This window comes from Kitasatospora sp. NPDC127060 (assembly GCF_042724935.1).
GTDB lineage: Bacteria > Actinomycetota > Actinomycetes > Streptomycetales > Streptomycetaceae > Kitasatospora.
Genome location: NZ_JBHXEG010000130.1, coordinates 1 through 16,148 on the forward strand (window position 1 = coordinate 1; position 16,148 = coordinate 16,148).

15 protein-coding genes and 2 pseudogenes are annotated in these 16,148 nt (G+C 71.2%); 14 read left to right on the plus strand and 3 right to left on the minus strand.

The annotated features are described in order from the left end of the window. Window positions 1–450: 450 nt before the first annotated feature. From ACFWIS_RS38815 to ACFWIS_RS38855, 9 genes and pseudogenes are all read left to right on the plus strand, one after another. Window positions 451–792: a hypothetical protein gene (locus ACFWIS_RS38815; RefSeq protein WP_380524299.1), complete on the plus strand. Its 342-nt coding sequence runs from the start codon at window positions 451–453 to the stop codon at window positions 790–792. After that, window positions 792–3,014 carry a hypothetical protein gene (locus tag ACFWIS_RS38820; RefSeq protein WP_380524301.1) on the plus strand — a complete coding sequence of 741 codons (2,223 nt, stop codon included), beginning with the start codon at window positions 792–794 and terminating at the stop codon, window positions 3,012–3,014. The genes ACFWIS_RS38815 and ACFWIS_RS38820 overlap by 1 nt, the downstream gene beginning before the upstream one ends. 128 nt (window positions 3,015–3,142) lie before the next feature. Then, window positions 3,143–3,898: a helix-turn-helix domain containing protein gene (locus tag ACFWIS_RS38825; protein WP_380524303.1), complete on the plus strand. Its 756-nt coding sequence runs from the start codon at window positions 3,143–3,145 to the stop codon at window positions 3,896–3,898. 332 nt (window positions 3,899–4,230) lie between these two features. Further along, window positions 4,231–4,848 (plus strand): hypothetical protein, encoded by a 618-nt coding sequence (locus ACFWIS_RS38830; RefSeq protein ID WP_380524305.1) that lies wholly within the window; start codon window positions 4,231–4,233, stop codon window positions 4,846–4,848. 131 nt (window positions 4,849–4,979) lie between these two features. Next, on the plus strand, window positions 4,980–7,484 hold the full coding sequence (locus ACFWIS_RS38835) for a Helicase associated domain protein (RefSeq protein WP_380524307.1): 2,505 nt from the start codon (window positions 4,980–4,982) through the stop codon (window positions 7,482–7,484). Between the two features lie 127 nt (window positions 7,485–7,611). Continuing rightward, window positions 7,612–7,833 carry a hypothetical protein gene (locus ACFWIS_RS38840; protein WP_380524309.1) on the plus strand — a complete coding sequence of 74 codons (222 nt, stop codon included), beginning with the start codon at window positions 7,612–7,614 and terminating at the stop codon, window positions 7,831–7,833. Next, a pseudogene (locus tag ACFWIS_RS38845) lies at window positions 7,830–8,027 on the plus strand (helix-turn-helix domain-containing protein); the annotation flags it as partial. The gene ACFWIS_RS38840 and the pseudogene ACFWIS_RS38845, both read left to right, overlap by 4 nt. Before the next feature lie 288 nt (window positions 8,028–8,315). Then, the gene (locus ACFWIS_RS38850) at window positions 8,316–9,086 is read left to right on the plus strand and encodes a hypothetical protein (protein WP_380524325.1); all 771 of its coding nucleotides are present in this window, start codon (window positions 8,316–8,318) and stop codon (window positions 9,084–9,086) included. 28 nt (window positions 9,087–9,114) lie between these two features. Continuing rightward, complete coding sequence (locus ACFWIS_RS38855) at window positions 9,115–9,981, plus strand: hypothetical protein (RefSeq protein WP_380524311.1); 867 nt, start codon at window positions 9,115–9,117, stop codon at window positions 9,979–9,981. Between the two features lie 112 nt (window positions 9,982–10,093). Here the strand turns inward: ACFWIS_RS38855 and ACFWIS_RS38860 are convergent, their stop codons facing one another. Beyond that, window positions 10,094–11,743 (minus strand): 3'-5' exonuclease, encoded by a 1,650-nt coding sequence (locus ACFWIS_RS38860; RefSeq protein WP_380524313.1) that lies wholly within the window; start codon window positions 11,741–11,743, stop codon window positions 10,094–10,096. Between the two features lie 197 nt (window positions 11,744–11,940). Here ACFWIS_RS38860 and ACFWIS_RS38865 point away from each other — a divergent pair, with 197 nt between their 5' ends. Continuing rightward, complete coding sequence (locus ACFWIS_RS38865) at window positions 11,941–12,330, plus strand: hypothetical protein (RefSeq protein ID WP_380524315.1); 390 nt, start codon at window positions 11,941–11,943, stop codon at window positions 12,328–12,330. 76 nt (window positions 12,331–12,406) lie between these two features. Here the strand turns inward: ACFWIS_RS38865 and ACFWIS_RS38870 are convergent, their stop codons facing one another. Next, the gene (locus ACFWIS_RS38870; protein ID WP_380524317.1) at window positions 12,407–12,616 is read right to left on the minus strand and encodes a DUF397 domain-containing protein; all 210 of its coding nucleotides are present in this window, start codon (window positions 12,614–12,616) and stop codon (window positions 12,407–12,409) included. 21 nt (window positions 12,617–12,637) lie between these two features. Continuing rightward, window positions 12,638–13,636 (minus strand): annotated as a pseudogene (locus ACFWIS_RS38875) (helix-turn-helix domain-containing protein). A 77-nt stretch (window positions 13,637–13,713) separates the two neighbouring features. Here ACFWIS_RS38875 and ACFWIS_RS38880 point away from each other — a divergent pair. The 4 genes from ACFWIS_RS38880 to ACFWIS_RS38895 all read left to right on the plus strand — a co-directional run bounded on the left by ACFWIS_RS38880 (window position 13,714) and on the right by ACFWIS_RS38895 (window position 16,083). Continuing rightward, window positions 13,714–14,229 (plus strand): ATP-binding protein, encoded by a 516-nt coding sequence (locus ACFWIS_RS38880; RefSeq protein ID WP_380524318.1) that lies wholly within the window; start codon window positions 13,714–13,716, stop codon window positions 14,227–14,229. Next, window positions 14,226–14,570 (plus strand): hypothetical protein, encoded by a 345-nt coding sequence (locus tag ACFWIS_RS38885; RefSeq protein ID WP_380524320.1) that lies wholly within the window; start codon window positions 14,226–14,228, stop codon window positions 14,568–14,570. The genes ACFWIS_RS38880 and ACFWIS_RS38885 overlap by 4 nt, the downstream gene beginning before the upstream one ends. Continuing rightward, window positions 14,567–14,905, plus strand: a complete 339-nt coding sequence (locus ACFWIS_RS38890) for a hypothetical protein (protein WP_380524322.1) — start codon at window positions 14,567–14,569, stop codon at window positions 14,903–14,905. Before ACFWIS_RS38885 ends, ACFWIS_RS38890 begins: the two co-directional genes overlap by 4 nt. Window positions 14,906–15,021: 116 nt before the next feature. After that, complete coding sequence (locus tag ACFWIS_RS38895) at window positions 15,022–16,083, plus strand: hypothetical protein (protein WP_380524323.1); 1,062 nt, start codon at window positions 15,022–15,024, stop codon at window positions 16,081–16,083. Window positions 16,084–16,148 lie beyond the last annotated feature (65 nt).

The following is a 16,148-nucleotide window of genomic DNA, read 5'->3' on the forward strand; positions in this document are numbered from 1 at the left end:
CAAACTGCGCTGCTTCCTGGATTCGCTGACACAAGCAGCCGTTGTCCCGACTTCGATGACAACCGTCCCGGCTTCGCTGTCACAGGTCAGCCGCCCCCGTCGGCGCATTGTCGGACAACAGCGAAGAGTTCAGTGCCCGGGCCTCTGACCAGGGCACTGAACTATCCAGCGCACTGGCCCGGGGGCCGGTTCTGCGCATCGAATCGTTCAGTGGGGCGGCCCACCCGGGGCGTCGGCCGCAGTCCGCAGGTCACTGACCAACGGACTGAACAATTGACCGCACCGCATGAGCGATCCACTGAACTACTCGCCGTCGTCCGACAGGCATATCCCGGCCGTCCGGCGCCCCTGGCCCGCAAAGTGACGCCAGTGAGATATTCATGTCGGATACATGTGACGTCTATGTGATGCCAATGCGCATTCGGTGGTACTCTGGAGGTGGAGGTACTGATGACTGACTCATCGCCATTTCCGGCCGTGGACCGGCTGCTCGACAAGGCCAGGGCCCGCAGTGCGCCACTACCGGCCCCCCAAGAACGCAAGCGGCTGCGCACGCAGGGCGACTTCACCCAGGCCCAGGCCGCCGAAGCCGTGGGCGGCGTTTCGCGTGAGCTCTTCGGTCGCTGGGAGTCGGGGGCCGCCGAACCGCGGGGCCGTCAGCGCGAGGCCTACCGCTATCTGCTCGTCGGGCTGGCGGAGATCTACGGCACGGAGGGGGACGCCGACTGGCTGAACCCCCTTCCTGGTGGCGTCAACGCCGCAACCGACGCGACCAACGGAACGGGGGAGTGATGGGACGCCAGGAGTACAACAACGGGCTGGCCAAGCTGCGCGAACTGCGCACCGCGATCGGCCAGGCCGACAAGGAGGTCGCCGCCGCTGAGAAGGTCGTCGCGGCAGCGGCAGCAGCCCGTGCCAAGCTCGGAGACCAGCGCGCCCGGCAGGTGATGCAGCTGGCGTCCTTCGAGGGCGCGAAGGCCGACGTCATCGCCAAGGCCGGCGGCATGTCGGTGGGTGACGTCGTCGACATCGCGCCCCTCCTGGACCCCACCCCCGCAGACCGGCGCACCACGGCCCCGGCCGCCCAGCCGCAGCCGGAGCCGGCCCCTGCCCAGTCGGCACCAGTCACCACCGACGCCGAGCCCGTACCCGCCGCCAGCGTCGTCGAGCCGGAGCCTGCCCCCGCTGAGGGCACGGCCTTCGCGCCCGAGCCCGGCACCGGCACCTCCGAGGCCGAGCAGCCCACGGTCGCGACTGCCGTGCCCGAGCAGACGCCCGCGGCCGAGGAGCGCCCGCAGGTCCAGGAGTCGGGCTTCCGTGAGCTGCCGAGCATCCCTACCGGTGCGGCGGGCGCCGACTTCACCCGGCTCGACCCGAACCTGGTCTCCACCCGGCCGAACTTCGACCACACCATGCGCAGCATGGTGTTCCTCGACGCCGCGACCGGCGAAATGACCCTCAAGGACCAGGTCGTCCGGGTCGACCTCGGCGGGCGCACTCCCGGGGAGATCCTCGACGCGGTGCAGGCCGCCGCGCCGGGCACCGAGCGGATCTACATCACCGCGGGCGACCCCTGGCACATCGGCGCCGAGCGCTACCCGACACTCATCGCCGCGGTGGCGGCCTGGCTCAACACCCCCTCCCAGAAGTGGGGCGTCGCTGCCGGGCGAGGACGGGACGCGGCGGCCGGGCACTTCGCCCACGAGCGCCACCCCGTGGGCCGGTACAAGCGCGTCAACCCGGCTCCCAAGGACAAGGGTGTCGAGATCCTCTCCGCGGGCCAGTGGTTCGACACGAAGGGCGCCGACGTCGCCCTCGTGCGCGCGGCCTTCCTCCTGCTGTACAACGCGCTGCGGGCTAACCGGGGCTGGGAGAAGGCGGCGCTGCTCGGGTTCCCCTCGCTGACCGGCCTGGACCTGTGGCGCCGCACCATCCCGACGAAGGGCGACTGGGCGCGGGGCTACCCGGCGCCCGGCATGGAGGTGCGCGAGCTGATGCACGCCACCGCCGGGCAGGGCCGCACCGAGCTGATCCTGCCCCCGCGAGTGTCGGAGCGGCTGTCGGGCCTGGTGGAGCTCGACCGGACTTTTGCTTACGCCAAGCACACCTGGAAGTCGGGGGTGGGCGAGCCGCGGCGGCTGACCGCCCGGGGCTTCGCCGTGCTGTCCGAGTCGGAGCAGGAGGCCGCGCTGATGGCCCCCTCGCACTGGAACATCCGGGTCACCGTGCCCGCCGGGTGGCAGCACGTCGGCCTCCTGCCGGCGCCGGTGTTCGGCGAGCGCGCCTGGGACTACCCCGCAAAGCCCGGCACTAGGTTCACCACCTGGGCGAGCGGGCCGGAGGTCTTCGTGGCGCTCAAGAACCCGATCGGGCCGTGGGGGATCGAGATCCTGGACGGGCTCGTCTGGGAAGCGGGTGCCCCACTCAAGTTGTGGGCGACCAAGCTCAAGGAGACCTGGTCCAAGCTGGTGGCCAATTCGCAGGTGAACGGCGACCCCCGGGTGCGCCAGGCCTCCTACCTCGCGGCCCGCGCCGTCCGCTCCATCCTCCTGTACACCATCGGTGCCTTCGCTCAGGGGCCCACCCTGAACACCGGTTTCACCCCCCGCGGTGAGGAGGTGCCGGACGGAGCGGAGATCCTCAGCCAGGACGAGAGCGGGATCACCTGGCGGCGTCTGTCCCACTCGGCGTCGGATCCGCACCCGCACTGGGCCGCCGGAGTGTGGGGCGGCGCGCGCGCAGCCCTGCTGACGATGACGATGCGCGACAAGGAGGCGGGGACCGAGACCGGGGTCGGTGCCCTCCACATGCCGCCTGGCTCGGTGGTCGCCTTCCGCACCGACGCGATCTACCTGGACCTCGCCGAGGACCCGCGCTGGCCCTACCGGGGCGCGCCGGGCGAGTACCTGCTCAAGGGCCTGCTGCCGGGCCCCGTCGCGGCGCCGACCACCGTGGACGAGCTGATGGTCCTGCGGGGTCGCGGCCGGGCCCACCTCGCCGCCCAACGTAGCTGAGCCGGTCACATCGGCGCTGACGATGGGCCGGACGCACACCTCGTGCGTCCGGCCCGGCAGCCCGCCCACATTCCCTCCGGCATCGACCCCGTCAACCCGCCTCCGCCCGCACCGCACCCGAGGAAGCCATGAGCCCGACCTCCGAGCCCCCACCGCTGAACGAAGCCGGCCGTCTCGCCCAGGACCTCATCGACCTCGGCTACAACCGCAGCCAGGTCGCCGGGATGATTGGCCGCAACGCCTCGATCATCACCCAGATCTTCACCAAGGGCGGCGGCAAGGGGAAGGCGTACATCGGCGCCCTCCAGGAGGTACTGCGTGCCGTGCGCGGCGGCGAGCGCGACCTGGAGTTCTTGACGGAGATCGCCCAGCAGCACATCACCGACCGCCGCACCCGCACCGGACAGAAGGCCCGCGTGCGCGGTAAGAACATCATCGGCACCCTCGGGCGGTCGAGCACCGGCACCGCCGGCCACCAGGCCATCCAGTCCGGGGCCTCCCACCTCGCGGACGTCGTCCACGAGACCGCGAAGGCCCACGGCCGGATCGCCATCACGGTCCGCATGAAAGCGGACCAGTTCACGATGGCCGCCGGATCCCGAGAGGACTCCCCAGGCCTGCGCCGCGGTGTCGTCCCTCGCTCGGACGGGACGGAGGAGCGCAAGTACGGCTCGCAGACGGTCGGCCGCCGCGGCGAGCGGATCATCGGCTTCGACGCCAGCGAATGGTCGCGCCGCGTGGCGCAGCACCGCGGCGACGTCACGGCCGCGGTGAAGGCCTGGCTGGTCGAGACGGACCGGGCGGTGGAGGACGCAGACATCCGCTGGCTCCAGATCCGCGGTTGGGTACCGAACCCGCCGACCACGCGCGGCCGACGCCGCTGACCCCCGCCACGCTCCACCACCGCAAGGGAGCGCCCAGATGTACAAGCCGTACGTCTTCGACGCCGAGACCCGCACCACCACCTGCCGGACATGCTGGCACTCGGGCTTCGACACCGTACCGAGTAGGAGGCCAAGGCCTGGCAGGCCGATCACCGCTGTCGGCCCCCGGCACCGGAGTCCGACGCGAAGGTGCTCCCGCTGCGCCGAGCCGTAAAGGAGACACCTTCAGGTGATCACGAGGTGTGAAAGGGTCGCCACATAGGGTTGCCGCAAAGCGGGATGGCTTGCTAGATTTAGCAAGCCATCTGCTATTCATAGCAAGGAGATGTGCTGTGCTGCCCCCGCGTCTGCCCTACGTCAAAGCCCTCGCGCCTACCTCCGAGGGCCAGGAAGTCCCCGTCGCCCACCTGGGCATGACCCCCTTGCAGACCTTCTGCCAGGCGCCGGTCCTGGCAGCCCTCGACGGCCACCTCGACACCGGCGCCGACCCCGCCGACGCCCTCCCCGGCCTGTGCACCCACTGCCTCGACGCCCTGGCCCAGTTCCGGCAGCTGACCTCGGCCACCCGGCGCGCCACGCTGGCCTGGAACGAGACCCTCACCCCCGGCGAGCGCAGCACCGCGGCCCTGGTCCAGTCCGCCCTCAGTGCCCGCCAGCACCTCGCGCTCATCAAGCACCGGCTGTACCCGGTCCCCGAGGACCAGCGCGCCGACACCCTGCTCGCCCTGCTGGCCGACGTCTCCAACGCCCAGCAGCAGCTCGACTCCCTGGCCGACGAACTCGTGCTCGCACTGCGCGACGTCTGCCGGCCCGCCCCGTCCTGGGCCCGCATCGGCCAGCGCCTGGGAGTCAAGGACACGGCAGTCCGCCACCGCTACAGCCGGGGCGCCGCCGAGCACCCGGCCGCCTCCAGCTCTGCCCATTCGGCGGCGCCGGGTGCGGCGAGCTGAGGCCGGCCCCCTGCCCGGCGGATACGACCCGTGGAAGTACCACGACCTCGACCACGAGAGCCTCGACCTGGCGCAGACCGAGACCGACAACTGACCGCCCCGCCCGAACAGAAGCAGAGGACCACCCGACCGTGGAGACGTCCGCCACCGGCACCCAGTCCCCGTCCGCCGAGCGGGAAGAACGCGCGCTTCCGGCCGCCCCGCCGCACCCGCGCCGCCGGCTCAAGACCCCCCGGCTCACCGTCACCCCGCTGCGGGACTACCAGAAGACCATCGCCACCACCGCGTGCCGCGAGGTCAAGAACGGCGGCCGCGCCACGGTTGAGATGACCTGCGGCTCCGGGAAAACCGCGGTGTCCGCCGAGTGCGCCCGCCGTCTCGCCCGCTACGGCCGCGTCCTGGTCCTCGTCCCCACGATCGAGCTGACCGAGCAGACGGCCAACGCCTGGAGCACCCGCCACGGGCGCCGGGGACTTGCCGTCGCGGTGTGCTCCCGCGACGAAGCGCTGGAGCGCGCCGAGGCCGGTGGTGACATCAGGGCCGATGTCACCACCGACGCCGCCCGCCTTACCGACCTGGTCCACAGCGCCGAGCCGGGCCAGCCGATCACCGTCTACGCGACCTACGCCTCGCTGGAGCGCATCGTCCAGGCCCACGCGGACTTCGCCTTGGCGCCCTGGGACCTGGTCGTCGTCGACGAAGCCCACCGCACCGCCGGCTCGGTCGACAAGCCGTGGGCGGCCATCCACGAGGACGACAAGGTCCCGGCGGTGGCCCGCCTCTACTTCACCGCTACCCCGCGCATCTCCGCCCGACGCCCCGGCACCGACGACCTGACCGACCTGGTCGTCGGCAAGGTCCCCCTCCTGTACTCCATGGACGACCAGCGCACCTACGGCAAGATCGTCGCCCGCTACGGCTACACCCAGGCCCAGACCGAAGGCTGGGTCGCCGACTACCGGGTGCTGGTTCCCGTCGTCACCGACCAGGACCTCGCGGACCTGCTGATGCTGCCCGCCGTCGCGGACCTGCGCTCCCAGCGCACCAACGAGGACCTGCAACGCCTCGCCCTCCAGGTCGCCGTCCTGCGCGCGATCGCGGCCCTTGGACTGCGGCGCGTCATCACCTTCCACTCCCGGATCAGCGCCGCCCGGAAGTTCTCGGGCACCCTGCTGGAGACAGCGGACCTCCTGGTCGACAAGGCGCGCCAGGCTGCCGGCGACCCGCTGGCCGACTACGCGCGGCCCGAGCGGATCTGGACCGCGGCCATCGCGGGCACCGACAAGCTCAAGGACCGCCGCGACGCGTTCCGCAGGTTCTCCGCTCACACCGGGGACGACGGCGAGGAGTGCGGAATCCTCTGCAACGCCCGGCTCCTGGGCGAGGGCATCGACATCGAGGCCGTGGACGCGATCGTCTTCGCGGACCCGAAGTCCTCCGAGATCGACATCGTTCAGGCCTTCGGCCGGGCCGTCCGGCAGCGCCCGCAGCAGGGCAAGATCGCCTACATCATCATGCCGGTCTACCTGCCCACCCCGAGCGCCGAGACCGACGGCAGCGAAGCCGACGACCTCCCCGCCGCCGACCCGATGGACGTCACCGACGCCGGCCAGGCCGTCCAGACCGAGGCCGACGACGCCATCAACGCCAGCCCCTACAAGACGATCCTCCAGGTCCTGCGGGCCCTGGCCTCCGTCGACTCCCGGGTGGTCGGCCGCATCACCGAGCTGCGCACCCACCGCACCGGCCCGACCGGCCCGCTCACCGCCCCGGACAGCACGACGCCCTCCCGCGCGGCCGACAGCGACGACGAAGACGAGGCTCTGCTGGACGAGGAGCCGCAGGAATCACCGATCGAGTGGCTGCTCATCGACGCCGGCGCCCACCAGCAGGAGATCCTCCGCGCCCTCAAGCTGCGGGCCTTCAGCCCGCGAGCGCAGGAGTGGGAACGCCAGTACAAGGCCGCAGCCGCCTTCTACGCCGAGCACGGGCACCTGGATGTCACCGACAAGAAGCAGTACGGCGAGCTCATCTCCTGGCTCGACCAGCAGCGCTACGTCCACACCACCGGCGCCATGGACCCCGCGCGGCGCACCGAACTCGACGCGATCGGCATGATCTGGTCCAAGCGCGCCAACGCCTGGGACCGCGGCATGGCCTACGCACTCCTCTTCCACCGCCGGTACGGCCATCTCGCCATGCCGGTGGGCCACCGCACCGACGACTTCGCCGACGGGATGTGGATGCGCCGCCAGCGCGAGAACCCCGACGCGCTCACCGACGAGCAGCGCTCGCGGCTGGACGCCCTGGACCCGCTGTGGCGCCAGTCTCCCGACTGGAACCGCTCGGCCCGCCGCTACGCCGCCTACCTCGCCGCCGGCGGAACCGTCGAAGGCCCGGTCAACCGGCCCGGCCTCGCCCACGACCCGGACTTCCGCCCCGGCAAGTGGCAGGCCAAGCAGCTCCGCGCAGTCCAGGAAGACACGCTCGACCAGCAGCAGATCGCCGTCCTGCGCTTCCTCGGCATCCTGCCGGGCGCGGACAGCACCGAGGGCACCGCCCGCTTCGACCTGCTCGCCCTGCCGCCCGCGGCACCGATGCGTGGCGTGCAGGAGGACGGGGGAGCGGACCTGTGAACGCCGACAGCATCGTGCCGGCGCCGCCGACCGGACCTCAACCTCCCGGCAGCGTAACCGTGCTGACCGCCAGCACAGTTGCGGGCGCACCGGCAGGTCCGGACGGTACCCCCGGTGATCCGCTGGTATGCGACCTGGCAATGCCACGCCTGCGGGGAGGGGCGGCGACGCCCACTTCGACGACGGCACGATCGTCGACGCCGACCGTGAGTGCGAAGACAACGGCGGATCCGACGGCGAGATCGCCTGGGACGGCCGCGCCGACTGCACCTGCGGCCGGTCGCGGGAGACCGACTCCGAGGATGGCGACTACGTCGACGCCGACCACGACTGCGCGGGCGACGGATGACCCGGCCTCACGCCGACGCACCCGCGCGGGCATTGCTGGCCGGCCGCATCCGTGCGGCCCGCCTCGCCTGCGGACACTCCCAGGATGAGGTCGCCCGCTCGCTCGGCATCCCGCGCTCGGGCTACAGCGAAATCGAGCGGGCTCGCCGCGGCGTCGAAGCACTCGAACTCAAACGCCTCGCCGCTGCGCTGGGCACCACCCCGAACCACCTGCTGGACACGAAGGCCCCTCACACGAGCTCCACCCCGCCGACGATCTGGCCGCACGCACTCCACTCGGCCGACCGCCGCTCCGTGGAGCTGCACGCCGGATACCTGCACTGGCACCGAGCGGCGCAGGCGATCCCTACTCGGCGAGCCCAGGGCACCGTGCAACCCGGGGCACCCCGGAACCTGCCCATCACCTTCAAGGGGCCATCCAGTGAACAGCCCGCGTCCCACCCGGTCCGACGTCCAGGCCGCCGCAGTGTTCCTCACCGCCCGGTGCGACAGTCTCGCCGCGAAGGCGGACTTCGACTCCGACGGCTACCGCGTCCCCACCGCCGCGGAGTTCCTCGTCCAGCACCTGGTGGCCGACCTGTTAGCGGACCTGGACAACCACCCGGCCGGATCGCTGCCCGACGACGCGACATTTTCGACATCGCCCACCACCTCAACGACCTGCTGCTCGGCAACGGCCCCGAGTCCAGCGAGGACTACGTCCGTGGCTGGAACGAGGCGAACGCCGCGCTGTACGGCAAGCTGGGACCGCGTATCGACGAACTCCACCACCTGGTCTTCGAGTGGTCCAACCGCCGCGGCGACAAGATGGCCCAGGCCGCTCCCTTCACCTGGAGGTCAACCGCGATTACCGCCGGCGAGCTCCTGCACGCCGTCCTGCCCCTGTACGCCGAACTCGCAGGAACCCGGCCCTTCGACGTCACGCTGACCAGCACCGCCCTGGCCGCCCTGGCACCCACCATCGCCGACGACGGCCCTGCCTACACCGCCCGGCTGCGCGCCTTCACCGACGCCCACCGCGGCCGGGTCGAGGCGCTGCTGACCGCCTACGGCCCGGGCAGCAGGCACGACCAGCCCGGCGGACGCTTCCAGCTCGTCCGCCAGCCCGAACTGCTCGCGGTCCTGGAGCGGCTGCACACCGAACCCGTCAGCCTGATCGGGGTGTTCGAGGACTGTCCGCCCGACACCCTGCCCGACACCCTCATGCACGACTTGACCGCCGCCTGGGGAATCCGCCTTCCTGAATGCCAGTGACCTGTCCCGCCTGCACCCGAAGAGCACCGTGACCACACAGCCGTCCGCCTCACCGACCACCGACCCGGGCACGACCGCTGCCCGGGCGCGCCCGCTGCTGCTGTTCGACATCGACGGCGTCCTGTCACCCTACGGCAGCGCCGGCCGCCTGCCCGGCTACGCCGCCCACCCGGTCAGCCCCCAGGCCTGGAAGGACTACCCGGCTTACCCCAAGCCCGAGTCCCACTGGGTGCACCTCAACCCCGAGATCGGCGCCCGCCTGGAGAGCCTCCCGCTCGACCTCACCGTGGTGGGCCCCTGGCAGCCACAGGAGATCGAAGAGCTGCTCCCATCGGCCGGCCTGACCCGGCTTCCCGGCTTTATCCCAGTGCAAGACCAGTCCTTCTTCGCCCGCCCGGACGACCCCGGCAGGTCCATGTGGGACCCGAAGGACACCATCCGAGACCGCAGCCGGGACGTGCTCACCGCCACCTGCCTGGAGCGCGCCGGTATCGACCGGCCGTTCGCGTGGCTCGCGGCCGGCTTCCCCGAGAACATGCAGCGGGACCTGTCCCGCCACCACGGAGCGCCGGTGCTCCTCCACGTGGTGGACCCGCGCACCGGACTCACCGACGCCGACTTCGCCACGCTCACGAAGTGGGCAGCTGACGTGGCCGCACGCCCGCCGGCGCCGGAGCTGAAGCTGCGCCGGTGCCGGGACTGCGGAGACCGATCGTCCATCGTGATCGACGGGCAGCGCGAGGACCGCACCCACGACGTGTGCGGAAGCTGCTGCGAGTGCTACTGCCCCGACCCCCAGTCCGACGGCGGCGACCGCTTCCAGCCCTGCGGCGACCTGGAGCGCGAGCGCTGCCAGCACTGCGGCCTGTGCGCGAACTGCGGCTGCGGCTGCTGACACCGAAACGGCGGGGCCTCCCGGAATCCGGGAGGCCCCGCCGCTGCTTTCTCGGAGCCATCACGCCCTACCGCCACCCTCTGCGCGTTCCGGGTGGGGCCAACCGGGGCCGTCAACGGCCGACGGCCGGACCGGACGGGTCGATGGTGACCAGCCCCTTGCTCTCGGAGATCGAGAGCAGGACGTCCCGGGCGGCCCGCGCATCGCCCAGGGCGCGGTGGGGGCCGTAGAGCTTGTAATCCCGGTGGACCTCCCACACCGACCGGGCGTTCATCAGGCACCACCATGTCTTCTGGTCCGCGAGGCGCCCGGGGCGCCGGCCGACCGCACGGGTGTGGCCGGTGATCACGCCCATGTCGAACGAGCTGTTGTAGGCCAGCAGCCGCCTGCCCCGGGTGATCCGGAACAGTTTCGGCAGGATCTCCTCCCAGGTAGGACAGTCGGCCACCATCGCGTCGGTGATGCCGTGGATGTGGGTGGCGCGGTTCGGCGTCATCGGGTTGATCAGCTGGTTCAGCCGGGTCTTGCCGGTGTGGGCGTCGATCACCGCGATCTCACACACCCGCGCGTCGTAGAGGTCGGTGGTCTCGCAGTCGATCACCAGTCCGGCGCCTGGAGCAGACACCTCCCGGGCCGTCAGCAGCGTCCTCAGCCGGGCATCCTTCAGGCATAGCCCGCGGGCGATCGCCTCCATCTCGGCGCTGCCGTCGGCAGCGGCGAGCAGCAGCTGGCGGGTGAGCGGCAGCTCGTCCTGCGGTGAGCAGGCGATGCTCCAGGCGTCCTGCACGTTGTCGTGGAGCAGGTGCACCGGCACCTGGTGCTGCTCGGCTACCGCAGCCGCGAGGCGGCGGGCGAGCTCGGCCCGGCTGGGCTTCCGGACGGTGTGGGCGCGCAGGGCCGAAGTCCGGCCCGGCGGGACGGCCCGCACAGCCTCCCAGTCCACACCGTCGCGCTCGCGCAGCGCGAGAACGGCGGCGGTCCGGTAGAGCTTGACCTCCACGGTGCGCACCGTGCCCATGGACTTCGACCACGTGCCCGCCGGCTCCAGCCACCCGGCGGCCAGGACGTACGGGAAATCGCGGGTGTAGCTGATGTCGAGATAGTCGGCCGCCCGCTCCCCGGGGATCAGGCGCCGTCCCTCCACCTGCTCGGCCAGCTCGGTGTCGGCCGCCAGCGCCTCGACGTCTTCGCGGGCCCAGCGCCCGAGGCGCCCGGGTACCGTGCCGCGCTGCTCCGCGGCCCAGGTGTACTCGTGCTCGCTCTCCGCCCAGGGGCAGGCCTTCGTCGCGCCGGCGGTGGACAGCGAGGCCTCTATCCAGGCGGTGCGCTCGCCGACGACGTCGGCCAGGGCGGCGGTTTCCGTCCACTGCTCGGCCTCCAGCGCGCCGTAGGTGGGGTGGCCCTCGAACTCGCCGAGGCGCCGCAGCAGGCCCCGGTCGGCCAGGACTGGCACGTCGTCGGCGGTGACGGCCGCGATCCCGGTCACCGTGCGCAGGGTCTCCGCGATCCGGCGGGCGCCGAGCGGGCGCAGGGCGTCGAGCCGGGGCAGCAGCTCGGGCAGCTCGGTGCGCAGCTGGTGGACGACGGCCGCGGACCAGCGGCCTCGGTCGGTGTCGGCGGCCGGGATCAGCCCGGCTTGGCGGCCGAGGTCCCAGAGGTAGCGGTTGATGCCGGCCGCGTCGGCGGCCTGGTACGGGCCGTGGTCGGCGCGCTCGGGTGCGGGGGCGATCTGGGCGGGAGCGGTCTGGGCGGGAGCGGTCATCGTCCTGTGTCCTCCGGCTCGGGGGCGTGCAGTAAGCGCACATTTGGAACATTTAGCTGATTAGGTATCAAGTACCCATGAACCGATTCTAGTTGGGGCCACCGACAGACCGGGTCAGCGCTGAACGGGGCCGTGCGCGTGCCGACCGCCACTAAGGTGGGCCCGGCAGCACACAGGAGGACGACGAGCGAGGCCGCGTGAAGCGCAGAAGGATGGACGACGGCCGCCACGGCATCCGGCACGAGATCGACTACGGCGCCTCCGTCATCGCGGGGGAGCGGCGCACCATGATGGTGTGCGAGTGTGGCGCCGCCACCGAGGACATCTCCGGCCACCTCGCCCACGCCCAGCAGGCCCTGCACGTGCCGGGCCCGGCCTGGTTCCCCGTCGGCGCCCGCCTGGCCGCCATGCTCATCGCGGGCATCGCCCTGCAATTCGGGCTGATGGCGATCGCGCACACCATGCTGTCCGGCACCGCCCGGACCCTCGTCCTCGGGCTGTCGCCCGTGGCCAGCTTCGGCGCCACCATGGGCGCCGCCCACGCGCTGCGCCGCTTCATCGTCCCCCTCGCCCCGGCCGGCCGGTAGGGGAGGGGAGAACAGCAGTGCCCGGCGGCCTCGGCCGCCGGGCACCCTCGTTTCCGGCTTCTCCCGGACCCTGCTGCTACGCCTCCATCCGGGCGGCCCACGCGTGGAACCGGAGCCAGGACTCCATGGGCAAGATGAGCGTCGGCCCGTCCGGGTCCTTGGAGTCCCCGATCTCGATCCTCTCCCCAGGCGTTTCACCCGGAGGATTGCGCCACCGGACGCACTGGCCGCTGTCGCCGGAGTAGGACTCCCACTCGTCCGGCGGGATGAACGGTGCTGCTGGCATAGTGCCTCTCTCGCTGTGCTGCTACGCCGCGTGTGCGGCGCGTTCGAGGAACGCCTTGGACTCGTCGATGTCCAGGGCGAGGTCGCGGATCTGGTCGAAGGCCGCCGTGTACGTGGTCAGGGAGTACTCGTCCTCCAGGTAGAAGGAGTTGAGCAGCGCCTCCAATGCGACGAGCTGGCCGCCGTCGGGGAAGTCGAAGAGCGTGAAGGGGCCTTCGAGACCGAGGTGCGGGCCGCGGCCGCCGGGGAGGATGTGAAGCCGGATCCCTTTGCGGTCGGCCTGTTCGCGCAGGTGCAGGACCTGACGGAGCATGACATCCGGGTCGCCGATGTGGTCGTCCAGGATGGCCTTCTCGCTGAGGATTACCTCGTAGGGGTGTGCGTGGAGCCGGTTCTAGCGTTCGAGTCGGACGGCAACGCGTGATTCGAGCTGCTCGCGCGTCGGGTGGACGATGCCGAGGCCGGCCTCCAGGAGGCAGCGGGTGTAGTCCTCCAGCTGCAAGCGGCCCGGCACCAGGGTCTGGTAGGTCCGGGTGCGCGTGGCTTCGCCTTCCAGCCCGAGGAAATCCTGGAAGTTGAGGGTCAGGAAGCTGTTGTAGGAGTGCCACCAGCCGCGCTTGCCGATGTTGCGCGTCATGTCCTCCAGGGTCTGGCGAAGACCCGCGTCGGTGATGTCGTACTCGTTGAGCAGGGCGCGCAGCAGTGGGATGTCGATCTTTGTGCGCCCGAGCTCGGCGCGGCTGATCCGGTCGATCTGGATGCCAAGGGCGTCGGCTACCTGCTGCTGGGTGAGGCCGCGGCTCTCCCGGAGTCGGCGCAGGGTCTGCCCGAGTCGGCGCTTGCGGAAGGTCGGCGGAGGGGTTGGTGCCACGTGCTGCTGCCTCCCGAGGTGATGGTGGGTCACAGTCTGCCCCCTGTACTGGTTTTCGCCAATCGAAGATATGCGAATTCGCATTCTCTCGTCTTGACGCTCTGCGAACCGGGTAGGACAGTTAGGCATGCTTGCGGCGAGTCCCCGCATGATCACTCACCGCGACGTGAACCAGTGCGCCCCTGCATGCCCGGGCGCGGATCAGCAGTACGGACGGAGCGTTCGTCGTGGAGAGCACTACCAGCACCCTCACCGCAGCATCCCCCCACCGCCTGGCCGCGCCGCCGGACGCCGGGCTCGCCCCCGCCCCCGTGGACGGCGTCACCTACACGTTCGCGGCCGTCACCCTGGAGGTGGTTCACCGGGCCCACCGGGCCGTTACCGCCTACTGCCTCGCGGGCCTGGCCGGCACGGACGACGAGATCGAGGCCGTCGGCGAGGCCGCCCTGATCGTGGACGAGCTCATGGCTAACGTCCAGCGGCACGCGCCCGGCCCCGCAGACCTGGTCGTGACGTCCGAGGCCGGCTGCTGGACGGTGCTGGTCTTCGACACCAGCCCCCGCAAGCCGGTCCCCGACACCGACGAGCCGGGAGAGAAGGAGTGCGGACTCGGTCTGCACCTGATCACGCAGCTCAGCGAGAGCTGGGGCTCCTTCCAGACCGCCACGGGCAAGGCCGTGTGGGCCCGGTACCCGAAGCCGACACCCGACACCGTCCCCCAGCAGCACCGGGAGCAGCCGTGACCCCGCCCGCCCGCAGACGTCAGCTCTACGACTTCCGCCCGCCGGTCCCCGAACCGCTGCCGAGCACCGTGCGGTTGGACGACGGCACCGTGCTCGCCAAGCCGACGCCTGCCGGCCCCCGCCAGCTCGCCCGGGGTGACTGGCTCCTGATCGACCGGCATGCCTGCCAGATCCTGGACCTGCGCTGGGGAGAGGGCGGCGGCCGGATCGTCCGAGTCACCGGCCGCAACCCGTTCTCCGTCCCGCACGCCGCCACCGTCCAGCGGTTCGCCCTCGTCACCGGCCCCACCCGCGCCCCGGGCCGCCCCGCTGGCCCGCCCGCTGCCGGGTACTCCCGGTGAGCGGCATCGGCGTACGGCTCGTGCCGCCCGGCGACCTGACGGAACGGCAGAGCCCGACCCACTGCGTGGAGATCGACCTGGGACCTGACCGAGAGCAACCGCTGCTGATCACCCCCTCCGAACTGGTCCGCCTCTCGATCGAGGCAGACACGGTGCTCGCGGAGATCCGAGCACACGCCAAGCAGGCAGAATCGCAATGGCGCACGTCGCTCGGCCACTGGTTCGAAGAGGCCCAGGCGGCGGTCCAGGCCCATCCCCCGGAGACCGCCATGCTTCAGCGCGTGCTGGAGGCCCTGCGGCGACCGGATCGCCATCCGGCCGCTTCACTGCCATAGGGAGGGAGGCCGTCCGAGCCCACGGAGCTTCGGGAAGGGCCGGCCGCCGGAGCCTCCCGAAGCCTTAGGCTTGGCTCACCCATCCCGCAGGGAAAGAGCCGCAACCAGGGAGCACGATGGCACCGCACCCGACCGCGACCGGCACGCGGGTGGACCCCGCTCTGCTCTCACTGGAGCTTCGGCACCAAACCCGCCTCACCGACCGCTCCGGCGACGGCTTGCAGGTCTGGTCGGCGCGCATCGACGCCAACGGCCAGCCCATCGGAACAATGCGCGCCGCACGCTGCCTCTACTGGCGCAGCGGCAACCTGTACGACCGCATGACCGACGAAGGCGGCTTCATCCGCCACGTGGCGACCCAGGTCCTCACCCCCGACGGCCAGTTCAACTCCGAATTCGAAGCCGCCGTCGAGATGCTCAACAGCCTGCTGGTGATCGACCACCTGGACCTGCCCGCTCCCTGGCAACACCCGGTCGTCGCCGCCGCGCTGGTAGCCGCGCTGATCGACCGGTTCACCGACAACCACTACGCAGTCGTCCTCCCCACCGACGACACCGCCACGGTGACCGGTGCCACACTGCTCCACCAAGCCGCGGAACTGCTGGCCGCCGACGAGTACGAGGACGGCCTGCTCGTCATCGACACCTGCATGGCCGCGCCCGAGAAAGGCGCCGCCCAGGTCCGGCAACGGCTCCAGGACCTCTCCCAGCACGGCATGGACTACCCCTACGACGAGGCCGACGAAGACGACCTCTGGGAGCTGACCCCACGCACCAGGGCAGTGCTGCGCCTGGCGCTGGAAGACCTGAGCCAGGCGGCGTGGGCCGAGGTGACCGCACTGGGAGACGAGCAGCTCACCCACAAGAGCGCCGGCCTGTTCGCCAGCCTGCCGAAACTGACCTTCGGCCAGAACAGTGGCTGGCGTCGGCAGATGGCGCGCACCTTCGACGACCTGGCGGGCGACCTCACGGCCGGGCGAGACCTGGAACCGGGCTGCACCGGGGAGGAGATGGCCCTGCACCTGGCGATCAGCCGGGCACGGGAGATCGCCACCGACCGACCCCGGCTCGTGACGGACGCCGTGCAGGGGCTGCCCGCCCACCGGCACGACCTGGACTGGGAAGCCTGCTCCGATCTCCTCTTCCAGGACTTTACCGACTACCCAGTGGCTGCTTAATTGTGCCGTTTGATGGACCTTTTGTCCTGAAACAGCATTATTTACCGATCGGCAAGGAACCCTCC

Coding starts and splice junctions, on each gene's coding strand:
- ACFWIS_RS38815 (WP_380524299.1), top strand. CDS start 451: ATGACTGACTCATCGCCATTTCCGGCCGTGGACCGGCTGCTCGACAAG.
- ACFWIS_RS38820 (WP_380524301.1), top strand. CDS start 792: ATGGGACGCCAGGAGTACAACAACGGGCTGGCCAAGCTGCGCGAACTG.
- ACFWIS_RS38825 (WP_380524303.1), top strand. CDS start 3,143: ATGAGCCCGACCTCCGAGCCCCCACCGCTGAACGAAGCCGGCCGTCTC.
- ACFWIS_RS38840 (WP_380524309.1), top strand. CDS start 7,612: ATGCGACCTGGCAATGCCACGCCTGCGGGGAGGGGCGGCGACGCCCAC.
- ACFWIS_RS38860 (WP_380524313.1), bottom strand. CDS start 11,743: ATGACCGCTCCCGCCCAGACCGCTCCCGCCCAGATCGCCCCCGCACCC.
- ACFWIS_RS38870 (WP_380524317.1), bottom strand. CDS start 12,616: ATGCCAGCAGCACCGTTCATCCCGCCGGACGAGTGGGAGTCCTACTCC.
- ACFWIS_RS38895 (WP_380524323.1), top strand. CDS start 15,022: ATGGCACCGCACCCGACCGCGACCGGCACGCGGGTGGACCCCGCTCTG.